Origin of the sequence: Pseudomonas sp. WJP1, assembly GCF_028471945.1 — a bacterium.
Taxonomy (GTDB): Bacteria; Pseudomonadota; Gammaproteobacteria; order Pseudomonadales; family Pseudomonadaceae; genus Aquipseudomonas.
In genome coordinates this window covers 3,026,587-3,040,563 of record NZ_CP110128.1, presented here as the reverse complement: position 1 = coordinate 3,040,563, position 13,977 = coordinate 3,026,587, and the positions used below count along the sequence as shown (strand labels likewise).

At 60.1% G+C, this 13,977-nt stretch carries 11 protein-coding genes; 9 read left to right on the top strand and 2 right to left on the bottom strand.

Annotated features, from left to right (window positions below; all coding sequences use genetic code 11):
* Window positions 1–4: 4 nt before the first annotated feature.
* The 7 genes from lptF to OH720_RS13820 all read left to right on the top strand — a co-directional run bounded on the left by lptF (window position 5) and on the right by OH720_RS13820 (window position 6,439).
* Window positions 5–1,132: an LPS export ABC transporter permease LptF gene (lptF, locus tag OH720_RS13850; protein WP_336299069.1), complete on the top strand. Its 1,128-nt coding sequence runs from the start codon at window positions 5–7 to the stop codon at window positions 1,130–1,132.
* Window positions 1,129–2,211, top strand: a complete 1,083-nt coding sequence (gene lptG / locus OH720_RS13845) for an LPS export ABC transporter permease LptG (RefSeq protein WP_272606074.1) — start codon at window positions 1,129–1,131, stop codon at window positions 2,209–2,211. The genes lptF and lptG overlap by 4 nt, the downstream gene beginning before the upstream one ends.
* Before the next feature lie 153 nt (window positions 2,212–2,364).
* Window positions 2,365–3,471, top strand: coding sequence for a CDP-alcohol phosphatidyltransferase family protein (locus OH720_RS13840; protein WP_272606073.1), 1,107 nt, complete (start codon window positions 2,365–2,367; stop codon window positions 3,469–3,471).
* Window positions 3,461–4,432, top strand: coding sequence for a diacylglycerol/lipid kinase family protein (locus OH720_RS13835; RefSeq protein WP_336299068.1), 972 nt, complete (start codon window positions 3,461–3,463; stop codon window positions 4,430–4,432). Before OH720_RS13840 ends, OH720_RS13835 begins: the two co-directional genes overlap by 11 nt.
* 87 nt (window positions 4,433–4,519) lie before the next feature.
* Window positions 4,520–5,413: a hypothetical protein gene (locus tag OH720_RS13830; protein WP_272606072.1), complete on the top strand. Its 894-nt coding sequence runs from the start codon at window positions 4,520–4,522 to the stop codon at window positions 5,411–5,413.
* Between the two features lie 40 nt (window positions 5,414–5,453).
* Complete coding sequence (locus OH720_RS13825) at window positions 5,454–5,606, top strand: hypothetical protein (RefSeq protein ID WP_272606071.1); 153 nt, start codon at window positions 5,454–5,456, stop codon at window positions 5,604–5,606.
* The gene (locus OH720_RS13820; protein WP_272606070.1) at window positions 5,603–6,439 is read left to right on the top strand and encodes a metallophosphoesterase family protein; all 837 of its coding nucleotides are present in this window, start codon (window positions 5,603–5,605) and stop codon (window positions 6,437–6,439) included. Before OH720_RS13825 ends, OH720_RS13820 begins: the two co-directional genes overlap by 4 nt.
* A gap of 20 nt (window positions 6,440–6,459) precedes the next feature.
* Here OH720_RS13820 and OH720_RS13815 read toward each other — a convergent pair whose 3' ends face one another.
* On the bottom strand, window positions 6,460–7,269 hold the full coding sequence (locus OH720_RS13815) for a phosphocholine cytidylyltransferase family protein (protein ID WP_272606069.1): 810 nt from the start codon (window positions 7,267–7,269) through the stop codon (window positions 6,460–6,462).
* A 210-nt stretch (window positions 7,270–7,479) separates the two neighbouring features.
* Here OH720_RS13815 and OH720_RS13810 point away from each other — a divergent pair, with 210 nt between their 5' ends.
* The gene (locus OH720_RS13810; protein WP_272606068.1) at window positions 7,480–9,840 is read left to right on the top strand and encodes an ELM1/GtrOC1 family putative glycosyltransferase; all 2,361 of its coding nucleotides are present in this window, start codon (window positions 7,480–7,482) and stop codon (window positions 9,838–9,840) included.
* Between the two features lie 149 nt (window positions 9,841–9,989).
* Here the strand turns inward: OH720_RS13810 and OH720_RS13805 are convergent, their stop codons facing one another.
* Complete coding sequence (locus OH720_RS13805; RefSeq protein ID WP_272606067.1) at window positions 9,990–12,050, bottom strand: TonB-dependent receptor; 2,061 nt, start codon at window positions 12,048–12,050, stop codon at window positions 9,990–9,992.
* 295 nt (window positions 12,051–12,345) lie between these two features.
* Between OH720_RS13805 and OH720_RS13800 the strand changes: the two genes are divergently transcribed.
* Entirely contained in the window at window positions 12,346–13,977 is a 1,632-nt protein-coding gene (locus OH720_RS13800; RefSeq protein ID WP_272606066.1) for a cyclic peptide export ABC transporter, read from the top strand.

Sequence of the window (13,977 nt, the reverse complement as noted above, 5' to 3'; positions counted from 1 at the left end):
AGGAATGCCCGATCGCGCGAGCACGGTCCGGGCACGGCGCAAGGTCAGGATCCAGGACATGTTCCTGATCGAACGGTACGTGATCGCCGAGATCCGCCGGCCGGTGATCGTCATGGTCAGCATCCTGGTGTTTATCTTTGCCAGTTATTCCGCAGAGCGCTATCTCGCTGACGCCGTCGAGGGAACGCTCGCGATGCAAGACGTGCTGGAGATGGTGTTCTACAAGGTCCTGATTGCCCTCGAAATGCTGGTGCCGGTGGCTTTATATGCCTCGGTGACCCTGGCGGTCGGACGCCTGTGCCATGATTCGGAGATCATCGCGATAGCGGCTTCGGGTGCAAGCCCGCTACGGATCTACCGGGCTGTCCTGCTGCTGGCCATACCGGTCTCGCTGGCGGTGGCGATGCTTTCGCTCTATGGGCGCCCCTGGGCTTATACGCAGGCCTATGTACTGGAACAGCAATCACGAACGGACCTGGACGTCAATCATCTGCAAGCGCAGCGATTCAACCTGAACAACGACAACGGCAGGATGATTCTGGCGGAACGGATCGACCGGACCGATGGCCGGCTCCACGATGTGCTGATCTATGATCCGGGTGACTCGAAAACCCGTGTATTTCGCGCCGAACAAGCGCGCATCCTCGATCCGGATCCAGACGATCCGATCGTGGAGCTTACGCAAGGCCATTCCTATTTGCTCAAGCACAGTGCTTCACGGGACATTTCGGAAAAGTTCGAGCACATGCGACTGCACTTGCTGCCCATCGAACGGGCCGCCGAAGGTAAGCGCAAGGCGGCTCCCAACGACGTGTTGAAGGCTTCCAGCGCGCCTTCGGACAAGGCCGAATTGCAATGGCGCCAGACGCGGGGCGTAAGCGCTACGATACTTGCACTGCTCGCCATTCCGTTGAGCCGCACCCGCCCCCGGCAGGGACGATTCGCGACCCTGCTGCCCGTGACCGCGGTCTTCGCCTTGATCTACTACGCAGCGGACATCTGCAAGACGATGGTGGGCAACAGCACCCTGCCCTTGTATCCGGGTTTGTGGACCGTACCGTTGCTGATGAGCCTGGCCCTCCTGGTTTTCCTGGCGCGTGACCTGGCAAATTTTCGGTTCGGCTACCGATGAAAATCCTCGATCGCTACATTACCCGCCATGTTTTCTTCGGTTTCGCGGCGGCGGCAGCGCTGCTGCTACCGTTGTTCAGTACGCTCGACCTGGTGGGTGAACTTGACGACGTGGAGCCTGGCGGGTACCGGTTGAGCCAGGCCATCGAAGTCGTGTTCCTGACGCTGCCACGCCGCGTGGTCGAGCTTGGCCCCTTTATCGCCCTGCTTGGCGGCATTGCCGCGCTGGGTCAATTGTCAGCCACCCGGGAACTGACGGTCATGCGCGCCACCGGGCTGTCGATTGCCCGGATCGGGTTCACGGCGACGCTGGCCGGCCTCGCTTTGGCGCTGTCATGGGCGGCGCTGGATGAATGGGTGGCCTCTCCCCTGCAGCAAAATGGCCTGGAACTGCGCAACGAAGCGATCGCCGCCGGCGCGCAGGCCAGCAACGATCAAGGCAGTGTATGGGCTCGACAGGACGATCAGATCGTACGTATTGGCAATCTTGCGCACAAACGGTTGCCGGTCAATATCGAGATTTTCAGGTTCGACAATGAGCGTTCACTGGTTTCCTACATCTTTGCAGAGTCGGCGGACATACTGGAAGCAGGCCAATGGCGTTTGAACAAGGTCCAGGTGAAACAGTGGGACCAGGGCGCTGAAACGACGCAACAACTCGATCATATGCCTTGGCACTCGATTTTTGGCGGAGCACGGTTGGGCGAGATCACGCTGCCGACCGAAAGCCTGTCGGCTCGCCAGCTCTATCGCTACATCGCGTACCTCAAGGGCTCCGGCCAGCCCTCGGCGCAATACGAAATGGCGATGTGGCAAAAGCTCGGGCGCCCGATCCTGACCCTGGCGATGATCCTGTTCGCCATCCCGTTTGCCTTTGCACAACCGCGTTCGCCCAACCTGGGTGCACGGCTGGCCTTGGGTGCGTTGGTCGGGTTAATGGTCTATGTCAGTAATCAGATCATCGTAAACCTCGGTCTACTGCTAAAAATGAACATCCTGATCACTACGTTGGGGCCGGCACTGGTCTTGCTCGCCGTGGCTATCGTGATGGTGGGGTATCTCGACCGGGGCAGTCATTGAAACCGTCATGCTGTTCAATGGACAGGGCGTTGGCGCCCGCTCCTTCAATCAACGTGATTCGGCACAGGCACAACCATGAAGACTCCCGTTTACCTGATCTGTAGCTGCCCGGTTCGGCTGTGGGGCCTGACTTCCAGGGAGCGAGTGGGCCGTATGCTCGCAAAGTTTCCCGACGCCTATCTGTGCAACGCGCACGATCCGTTGCCGGCCCAGGGCGAGGTCGTCCTGCTGCGCGAGGATTACCTTTACGATGACCGCGTGCTCCAGGGGCTGCTGGCAACACCTGAGGTCGCGCTACAGGACCCGCGGACCGGTGCCATCGTCGCGGCCCACACCCATGTCGAACGCCTCGCACACTCGCCCAGCCTGGACAGCGACGCCGTCGCCGGATTACGCAAAGTGGTTCCCGGCACCGTGGCCACCGCGATGCAGACACAACTGCGCAAATTCGATCCGCCGTGGGTCGCGCAAATCACCGCCGCCAATCAGGCTCATCTTGAGAAGTCGCTGTTCAACGGTTCCTACAAAGGCGTCACCGACTTCATCACCCGGGCGATCTGGCCTGTCCCGGCTCGCTGGGCCACCGTCTGGTGCGTGCGGCGGGGCCTCAGTCCCAATCAGGTGACTGCGGCAAGCTATGTCCTGGCCATCGCCGCAGGCTTTCTGTTCTGGCATGGACTATTTGGTGCTGGCCTGCTGGCTGGCTGGTTGATGACGTTCCTGGATACGGTGGATGGCAAGCTGGCACGCGTCACCGTGACCTCCACTCGCTTCGGAAACATTTTCGACCATGGCCTGGACCTGATTCACCCGCCGCTCTGGTATATCGCGTGGGGATTGGGCTATGAGGCCACCTGGGACTCGGACATACCCCTCGACCCGGTGCTCTGGGCCATTTGCCTGGGCTATGTCGCGGGTCGGCTGTGCGAAGCTGCGTTCAAGTTCGCTGCGCCTTTTTCGCTGTTTCTCTGGCGCCCGTTCGACTCACTCAACAGGCTGGTCACCGCGCGGCGTAATCCCAATTTGCTCATATTGACCTGCTTATGGGCGGTGGATGCCCATGACACGGCGTTGATTTGGGTGGCCGTCTGGACCTGCCTCTCGACGCTGATCCTGGGGGTTCGCTCAATGTCCGCCATTGTCTTGAAGCACCGGGGACAGCCGCCCCAGCCCTGGCTTAGCCGCATCGACATGGCCGCCGAACGCGACCGCTTGATCGTGCGGATGTTCGCGCCCCGCTCGGGCCTCAATGATGCATGAAGCCTGCGCGCGGCCCGGGAAAGTCGCGATTGTGCTCAATCCTTGCAGCGGCACCCTGCGACGCGCCTTGCCCAGGTTCCGCCTGCTCGCTCGCAACGTACCCGGTGCGGTCATGCTCGAAGCGACCACGTCCCAGGAGATCGCCCATGCCGTGTGCCATTTCCAGCTGAGGGAAAGTGACCTGTTGGTGATCCTGGGCGGCGACGGAACCCTGCAAGCCGCCCTATCCATTCTGCTGGGTCGCGAGCCTGCAGGCCTACCCACCGTTCTGGTTATTCCGGGCGGCACCACTAACATGAGTGCGATCGATCTGGGCGCGCGCCTGAGCGCCGAAAAGGCCCTGAGGAGCTTATCCGCCTGGCTCGCCGGGAATTGCGCCGCGCCAAAAATCGTATCGCGCGCGGCGCTTCGGGTGGATGGCTCGCTGTACCAAGGGCCGCGATTCGGAATGTTCTTCGCCATTGGTGCTGTTGTGAACGGCGTGCGCTACTACCATCGGGAGCTGCGGCCCAAGCGCGTACCCGGGGCACTGGGGCCGTTGCTGGCTTTCGGCCGAATGCTGCTCTCAGCGCTGAGAAAATTGCCACACGATCTATTCCCGGCATTGCCTGCTCGCCTGGACACCCATCGCGGCGTCTGGGAAGGCGACTGGCTGTTGGTGTTTGCCACGACCCTGAACAGGCTCCTGGCCGGGAGCAGGCCTTATTGGGGCACCGAACAGCAGCCTGTTCATTTAACCGCCATTGCGCATCGACCCAGGCGACTGGCCCTCATCCTGCCGTTCCTGCTCCGGGGGCGGGCCTGCTCGATGATCAAAGAGCAGGATGGTTACTACAGCCACAATTTCACCCGGATGGATCTCGGTGGTGCCGACGAGTACGTGCTGGACGGGGAAATTTTTGCAGCACAGGGCACGATCACGCTCGCCGCCACGGACCCGATCCGCTTCATGACCTTTTAGGACAATTGAGATCCCATGCGAGCCACTGATTCTCCCCCGCCCCCAGCGGACCTGCTCGAACTGGTCAGGGAGCAATGCGCGCAGCCGATGCCCGGCGAGCTGGACAGGATTGTCCAGGCATTGCACATACGCCTGGGTGACGCATTGGTGGCGCTGCTGGTCTACGGTTCATGCCTGCGCAACGGCGACCTCACCGATGGCATTGTCGACTTTTATGCGCTGGTCGACAGCTACGCTCACGCTCATCCAAAGCGCGTGCAGCAACTCGCCAATGCTTGGCTCCCTCCCACTGTGATCCTCGTCAGGACGCCTGCGCCCGATGGGCAAATACTCCATGCCAAATGCGCCCTCCTGTCGCTGCAGGACTTCGAGGTGGGTACCCGTTCGTGGTTTCAAAGCTACCTCTGGGCCCGTTTCGCCCAGCCCTGCCGACTCGTTTATTTCAAGGACGAGGATACGCAGGGGCGTATCCATCTCGCATTGGCTCAAGCCGTGGTGACGCTGATGGGCCACTGCGTCGCCAATCTACCGGATCGATTCGACAGCTACACACTATGGGTTAGGGCACTGTCGCTGACATACGGGGCCGAGCTGCGCCCCGAATCAGCCGATCGCCCCGGGCAGCTCGTCAGGCATGACAGGACCTATTATTCGCGCATTACCCGAGCCGCCGCGCCTGCTGTGAAGCACTTGGCAAGCTGTGCGGGCGAAGAGGATAGTTATCGCAACCTTAGCCCCGCCGCAACGCGTCGAGATAATGAGCGAGCGTGGAGATTAAGGCGGGTTCAGGGGAGAACCTTGAACGTAGCGCGGCTGGTCAAATCCTTCTTCACCTTCGAAAACGGTGTCGACTACCTGATCTGGAAGCTGGAGCGCCACTTGGGTGAATCCGTCGTCGTGACCCACAGGTTGCGCCGCTTCCCCCTGATCTTCGGTTGGCCGCTGCTCTGGCGACTGCTGAAAAACCGCCGGTTACGCTGATGAAGTCGCTCCTTGCCAACGCGAACCACAGAGGCAACCCATGAACAGAGGCGAAGATCGCCCCAGCGCCCGATCTCCAAAGCGCATGCATCAGCCCAGCGTGGCGCTCGGGTTGTGGATTATCAAGCGCCTGGAAAAAGTCGTCCTGCGCAGCCGAGCCCTGTCGGGTATAGAGGATTACCAGCCACGATGACCCGTCTCCTGCATATTTCCGATACGCATTTCGGCACGGAACAGCCCCCCGTCATGCAAGCCTTCGAAACGCACGTCAAGGCTCACGGTGCCGACCTGGTCCTTTTCTCAGGGGACATCACGCAGCGCGCCAGGCGTGAGCAATTCGCCTCGGCGCAGGCATTCATCAAGCGCATCAAGGACTACGGAGTACCGCAAGTCCTGACGATACCCGGCAACCACGATATTCCCATGTACAACCTGTTCGCGCGGATTTTTGCACCCTATGGGAATTATTACCGGTACATCGACAGCAATCTCGCGCCCATCTTCGAGAATGACGATGCCCTGATCATCTGCTTGAACACGACACACCCTAAACGGCGCAAAGCGGGCAAGGTTACGGCCCGGCAAGTCGAGGAAGTGGCTGAGCGGCTACAGAAATGCGATCCGCAAAAACTGCGCATCGTCGTCGCTCATCAACCGTTCGGCTCAATCGTCGCCAGCGACCGACGCAACCTGCAGATCGGCGCCAGGGCTGCATTGGAACGCTGGGCCTCGGCAGGGCTCGACCTGGTGATGGGGGGGCACATTCATCTTCCCTATGTGCTGGCACTCAGCACGCAATATGCCGGACTGTCCAAGGAAATCTGGGGGGTTCAGGCGGGAACCACGCTCTCGTCACGTCTACGCGGCAATGCGCCCAATTCGTTCAACCGACTCTATCTGGATAAACGAACCCGGCACGTCAGCATCGAACGCTGGGAGTATTCTGTCTCCCGCAGCGCGTTTGAACGCAGCGTCGAATCTCATTGTGACTGTCGGCTGTCTACGGTTGTGAGCCCAATCGATTGAAGGGGCTTGAAGTTCCCACGTCAGGAGCGCTCGTTCTCGCCCTGAACGCAGGAGGTTTCTGTGCCACGCTTGCGGTCTACCCAGGGCCTGACCAGCACTTGTGCTGCCCTGAGGTCGGCAGGATAGTCCAACTCAACCCAGCCCAACCCTTCGATTGACTGCGCGAAAACCTGTCCAGTAGTCCCTGCAAGATGATCGATGATGCTCAAATACCACATTTGCAGGGCTTCAGGACGGCGCATGCTTTCTTCCAGCGCACTTCGAAACAGCGGCCCTCCTCCCGTCTGGAAATGCATCATGCCAATAGACTCCCCGTCGACATAATCGAGCGGGATCTGTTTACTGATGGCGCTGATTCGATCACCGACGAGTTGAACTTTCATATCGTCGCTGTCGTAAGCCGGTTTCCTGTCGACCGCGAGTGTAATTGCCCTGGCAGGCGCATCAAGTAGACGCTCCAGGACTGGCTGGTCGAATAGTGTATCGCCATTTAGCAGGATGAAATCGTCATGCATTATCTGGCGAGCCATCCAGCAACTGGCCAGGTTATCGGCAACTTCAAAGAACGGGTTGTAAATCGTAGAAATGACACCTGGCCCGTAACGTTCGTTCAACACCCGCTCGACCTGCTCTGCACCATAACCGATCACCGCGGTTATCCGGCTTATCCCGGCGGCCATCAGCGCATCAATCTGCCATTCTATGACCCGCTGCCCACCCACCTCGATCAGGCACTTGGGGCTGTTCGTCGTATAGGGAAGAAGCCGTCGTCCTTGTCCGGCGCTCAACAAGATTGCTGCAGTACGGGTGCGTTGTTCGAATAGACCCATTTGTCCCGGGCTCCTGTTTAAGGATTTGAACTAGCAGGACCTGCGATCATTTAAAGACTTGCTTGCTAGACTAGAACAATCCATTCGCTCAGTTAAACCTTTCGACACCCGCCCATCGCCTCGACTGAAAAAAACACCACTCGGAAACTTTATCCTCGACTCTCGTATTTCGCTCTATGCTTGGGTGGTTAATTTTCCGAGGACACGCCCATGCGCTTGGAGGGTTCAGCACAGTCATCCTCAAGCATCGACACCCGCGATCCCGTCGCCGAAGCGAACACTGGGGATCAGGTGGCGATCCCCCGCATCGAGCCGATCGTCCTGGCAGCCCGAGCCGGTGCCCCGCAGGCACCCGCCGTGCGCATATTCCTGGGTACCGAACCTGCGCAGTACCGTGCCGAGCGCATGTTCGTCTATGCGCTGGAGCAGGTGCGAAACCCGGACCGTCGTTATGAAATTTACCGGATGACGGGCCTGCCCGGTTTCGACCAGGCGGGCTGGCGTACCGGCTTCACCAATTACCGCTTCGCTATCCCGGACCTGGCTGGGCGCCACGGTCGCGCGCTCTATAATGACGTCGATCAGATCTACACCGCCGACCCGGCCCCGCTGTTCGACCAACCGATGGGCGAGCACGGCTATCTGGCGCTCGCGCCCAGAGAGACCGCCGTCATGCTCATCGACTGCGAGCGGATGCACCGCTGCTGGAACATGAAAGCTGCCACCACGACCAGTAAAAAGAAACTGCACGCGCTTGCAGCCGAGATACCGGGCTGCTTCGGGATACTGGATGCGATTTGGCACGCACGGGACCTGGAATACAAACACGGCGAGTCCCGGTTGTTGCATTACACGACGCTGCATCTGCAGCCCTGGAGACCGCTGCCCGCGCAATACAGCTATCAGATCCATCCCTACGGCGAAATTTTTCTCAGCCTTGAGGAAGCGGCAGACGCTGCCGGGTATGAGCTCTACACGGCCGCACAACCCAGTCCCCGATTCGTCCACGCCAGCCAGGAAATCACCACGCAACCGGCGCTTATCCCGGAAGATGTCAAACTGCTCAGTCACAAGCTGCAGTGTGCGAAGCTCGGGCTGATCGGACCATGGCAACAAGCGCAGGCACACGGCCCAACAGTCAGGCAGTTCGATATTGAGCAGCTTCGCCAGGTCGATCTACCCCCTCAGGATTTCATCGCGGCCCATGGCCTTGAAAAGCTGGCGCCGCAAGACCTGCCCTGGGTCATCGATCGCCTGTTCAGCCTGGCCACCCGATTGCTTTACATCAAGGCAAGGCTCAGTGGCGATGGTTCGATGATCAGCTCTGTCAGCGGCTGGCGCCGACTCCTGCGGCGCATCGCGCGGCGCTATCCGGATCGTTGCTGGCAGCTCGATTGCGAGGATGAGAAGGGTCGCACGCAGCGCTTTGTCGCGGACTATGCGTTGCGGCGCAAGACGGCCGACAGCCCCAAGGTCTGGGTGCTGCTGAGCAATCATGCAGGTGACAATGCACAGCTGATGGCCATGGCCGACGCGTTGGGCTGGCCTTACGAATGCAAACGCATCACCATCCCACCTCGCCCTTATCTGCTCGACGCCCTGCTGGGCACCTGGTTGCCCAGACGGCCAGTACCGGGCCTGAGCGCACCCTGGCCAGACATGGTCCTGAGTGCGGGACGGCGTTGCGCCCAGATTGCCCAGTGGATCAAGCATCGCTCCAAGGACACGACACGACTGGTCCATGTGGGACGTGCCCAGGTCCCCTTGTGGCGCTTCGACCTGGTGTTGTCGACGCCGCAATATGGGCTTGCCCTGGCGGACAACGTAGTGGACCTCCCTGCCCCGTACATGAACCCGCGCACGCTGGATCAGGCGCAACTGGAGCTATGGCGACAGCGCTTCACTTCACTGCCGCGCCCCTGGATCGCCGTCCTCGTGGGCGCAAGCGCCGCACCTTATTGCATGGACGCCGATGCTGAGGTTCGACTCGGCCGTGAAGCCAATGCCGCGGTCAAGGCCCTGGGCGGCTCGATTCTGTTATCGACCAGTCCGCGCTCATCGGCAACGACCACCGATGCGGTGCTGACTGCCATTGACGTTCCATGCTGGGCGTATCGATTCGGTGAGACGCCAGACAATCCCTATCCTGCATTTCTCGCGCTGGCGGATGGATTTATCGTCACCGGCGACAGCCTTTCAATGCTGACAGAGGCCTGCATGACCGGACGTCCGGTCGCGGTATTTCCGTTGCCCATCCAACGCAAGGGCAAAGCCCGGCTTCGCCATGCTCTGGAGCAACGACTGGGGGTCATTGACCGCACAACGGGAGTACGTGGCACACCCAAGCAACAGGAAGGCTTCAGCAGATTCTATTTCAAACTCGTGTCGGGCGGACTGATAAGGCGGGAGCGGCAATTCGAGCAGGCGCATATCGCGCTTGGCGTCATGCCCTTGTCACAAGGGACCTTGCAGCCGCCAATGCTTTCTCCACAACTGCTGAAAAGCGCCCGCGAACGCGCCATCAACGCCATTCGCGGACTGATAACCGGCGAACGCCCGCAAAGTGATTGATCCGACTAAAGCCATGGCGGCCGCGAAGTTTGTACAGAACAAAGCAAATGACACACCGAACCCTGCATCGACGCCTGGAACGTTTCAGGTCACGACAGCCATGAAACCGGATGCGGGCAATCCTTTTCCCGCGTCCATGGGGTGTCGCTTTACATGTCGTAGCGCAGGATCAGGCCCGCTGTGCGCGGGGCGCCGACATCGATGATGTCGCCACTGCGGTTGTTGGTGACGTATTCCTTGTCGAAGGCGTTTTTCACGTAGCCAGAAACCGAGACGTTCTTGGTGAGTTTGTACTCGGCGTTGAAGTTGGCCAGCCAGTAGGCGTCGGCCTTGCGCTCGCCGGTAACCTGGCCCGCGTCATCGAACTCGTACTCAGACGGTGAAGTGCTCTGCCAGACGACATCGGTGTTGAGGGTCACACGGTCGTTCCAGCGATAGGTCGCGCCCAATGCCATCTTGTACTTGGGCGAAAAGAGGAAGTCTTCGCCGCTCATGTCCCGGCCGTCGCTGGTGACGAAGTCCTTGTACTTGCCGTCGGTCACCGAAGCACCGGCATTCAGGGTCAGCTGTTGGCCGAAGTCTTTTTCAATGGAGACTTCCAGGCCCTTGATATCACTGCTGCCGGCGTTGAATACGTCAAGAAACTCGGTTTGCGGGTTCAGCACACTGACCTGCTGGTCTTTCCAGTCGGTGTAGTACAGGTTGGCGCGGGTACGCAGGGTCTGGTCCATGAACGAACCACGGTAGGACAGTTCGTAGTTGGTGGTGAATTCCGGATCGTAGGACTCGTGACCGCTGCCGGCACGGACGTTGACGCCGCCACCGCGATAACCTCGCTGCACCATGAAGCCCAGGTATTGGTTGGCAGCCAGCTCGTAGTCGAGTCCGAGTTTGGGCAGGACGGCATCAGAGGTCTGCTTGTCTTTGCCAGGCTGCGAGAAATCATCTTCCTTGACGTCGGTGTCGTTGGTCTCGTGGTCGTAGCGCAGGCCGGTGATCAAGGTCCAGCGCGGGGCGAAGGTCCAGTTGACTTCACCGAACACGGCCTTGTTCTCGATCGTCGTATCACCCTTGACCGTGCCGAACGGATCGCCCTCGAAGAACAAGCGGTCGTGGAAATTGTTGGTGTTGTGGCCGTAGTAGAGGCCGGCAAAACTCTTCAACGTCTCCGAGTTGTAGTTCAGGCGCAGTTCCTGGCTGAACAGGTCGCCATATTGCTTGCGCAGCACCACCTGGTTGTCGACGGAGGTCTGGTCGAAGTCCAGGCGAGCATCGTAATCGGAGTCGGTGTTGGCCGTGAGGCTGGTGATGGACCAGTCGTCATTGAGGCGGTAGTCGACCTTGGCACTGACGGTGTCCTGCTTGAGTTTGTCGTAGGCGTCGGTGTTGGAGTCGATTTTGTAATAACGAATCCTGTCGCCTTGGCGAACGACCGCGTTATCGCCCTTGCGGTTTTCAGCATGGGCATAGGTCAGCAGCACATCAAGATCATCGTTCGGCAGGATCAGCAGCTTGCCACGGTAGTTCGCGGTGCGGGTCTGGTTGGCGTCGTTTCCGTTGAAGAGGTTGTCGATGTAACCGTCACCCTCCTGATAATCCACGGCGATACGGCCGGCGATCTTGTCGTCGACGATCGCGCCGCCACCGGCCAGCGCACCCCCGCGCTCACCATAGGTACCGCCATTGGCCATCGCCGAAAGGCTCGGTTCGAAGGTTGGATTTTTGGTCTGGATGACCACGGCACCGGCCAGGGAGTTGCGGCCCTGGGTGGTGGATTGCGGGCCGAGGAATACTTCGACCTGCTCGACGTCCCACAGCGGCATCGGGCTCAGGGTCAGTGCACGGTTGGGCTGCACGGCGCCGTCGACGAATACCGAGACCGCACCATTGAGTGCAGCCGGGCCCTGGTCATCGTAACCGGAGACCGGCACGCCACGGATACCCCAGTTTTCGTTGCCGGACGTGTTGTAGACACCCGGGGTGCGAGCGAAGACATCGACCAGGCTATGGTCTTCCTTCTCGCGCAGCTGCTTGTCGGTCACCACGGCGACACTCGACTGGGTCTGCTCCAGGGTGCGGTTGATTTTTTCACCCGTCACCGTGATGGGCGCAATTTCCAGTGAGCTCGATTGCTCGGCCGCCCATACGCCGTTGGACAGGCAGACCGCCGAGCCCACCGCCAACGCCATTGTAGTTTTTTTGAAATTCACGCCCCGCTCCCCTGCGACAGATATTTTGTGTTTTTTCTTACGTCCAGAACGCCGTTTTCCTACAGCCGGCGGGAGTTTAATCCAAAGTAATGCTTAAACAAACACTATTGATAAATCCTCTCATTTGTATTTAAAGTGCCACTTCGTATCGGATCGAATACATTACGCTCGCCCCCCTTTTGCCTCGTGTTCAGGGTTCGCAGCCTTGCATTCACAACGGTTAAGCTGACCGCTACCTTGCAGCAGCAACGGGTTGCCCGCCTTGATGGCGCCCGCACTGACGGAGCCGCGTGAAATGGATTTGTTGTTACTCATGGCCAGACGTTCGTGGCGCGCTTTATTGGTCGCGACGCTGACGGGGCTGGCCTGTGGCCTGGCAGCGGCGGGCCTGATTGCCAACATCAACCACAGCCTGATGGTGTTCGACCAACTGCGACCGGCAGACGGCCTGTACTTTGCCGGCCTGGTGGTGCTGGTGGCGGTCTCGCGGGTGATCTCCGACATCAGCCTGCTGCGCCTGGGCCAAGGCGCGGTTCACGATATGCGCCTGCATCTCAGTGCCAGGCTGATCGATACCCCTTACGCGCAATTGCAGCGCCTGGGCAAACACCGCTTGCTGGCCATGCTCACCGACGACACGCAGACGATCAGCCAGGCGGTAGAGTGGGTGCCGATCCTGCTGGTCAATGCCGGCATCATTGCCGCCTGCCTGGGTTACCTGGGCTGGCTAAGCCTGCCGCTGCTGGGCTTGACGCTGTTGCTGATCGCCCTGGGTAGCCTCAGTTTCAACTGGCCGCAACGGCGGGCACTGACCTCGATCTCCCAGGCTCGCGAGCTCAAGGATCAGTTGTTCGATCACTACCGCCTGCTCACCGACGGCACCAAGGAATTGCAGCTCAACCACCCGCGCCGGCAACACTTCTTCACTCGCCTGTTGCTCCCCGCGAGCCAGCAGTACCGTCGGGATTTCGTGCATGGCATGAGTATCTATGCCGTGGTGCTCAACTGGGGCAATGCGGTGTTCTACCTGCTGATCGGCGTGGTGCTGTTCGCCGCGCCGCACTTCATCGAGCTGAGCGCCAGCCTGGTCACCGGCTACATCCTGGCCATCCTCTACATGATCACCCCCCTATCGGAGCTGATGCATGCCCTGCCCACCCTGGGTCGGGCCAGCGTGGCACTGAACAAGATCCGCGCCCTGGAAGGCCAACTGCAAGGTGCCAACGAGACCCTCGACACAAGCACCGCAACCCGGGTTCGCCGCCTGGTGTGCCAGCAGGTCACCCACACTTACTACCGCGAACGCGAGGACGGTCATTTCACCCTGGGCCCCATCGACCTCGCCCTCGACGCCGGTGAAGTGGTGTTCATCACCGGCGGCAATGGCAGCGGCAAAACCACCCTGGGGTTGTTGCTGACCGGCCTTTACCAGCCGGAGAGTGGTGACATCGTGCTCGACGAGAGCGTGTCCTCGGCCGGTGACAACCACCGTTACCGTCAGCACTTCTCGGCGATCTTCACTGACTTTTGCCTGTTCGAAAACCTGCTGGATGGTGACGACCCGCAACGGTTGCAGCAGGCACAGGAGTACCTGACCCACCTGCAACTGGACCACAAGGTGCAGATCGAGGCAGGCCGGTTGACGACGTTGGCGCTGTCCACCGGGCAACGCAAGCGCCTGGCGCTGCTCAGTGCTTACCTGGATGATCGCCCCTGCTATCTGTTCGATGAATGGGCGGCCGATCAAGACCCGGTGTTCAAGCAGTTTTTCTACAGCAGGATCCTGGCGGACCTGCGCGAGCGCGGCAAACTGGTGATCGTCATTTCCCATGACGATACCTACTTCGGCCTGGCCGACCGACTGATTCGCATCGAAAACGGCATGCTCAGCGATATCACGCCCCGGGCGGAATGCATTCCCCTGTAG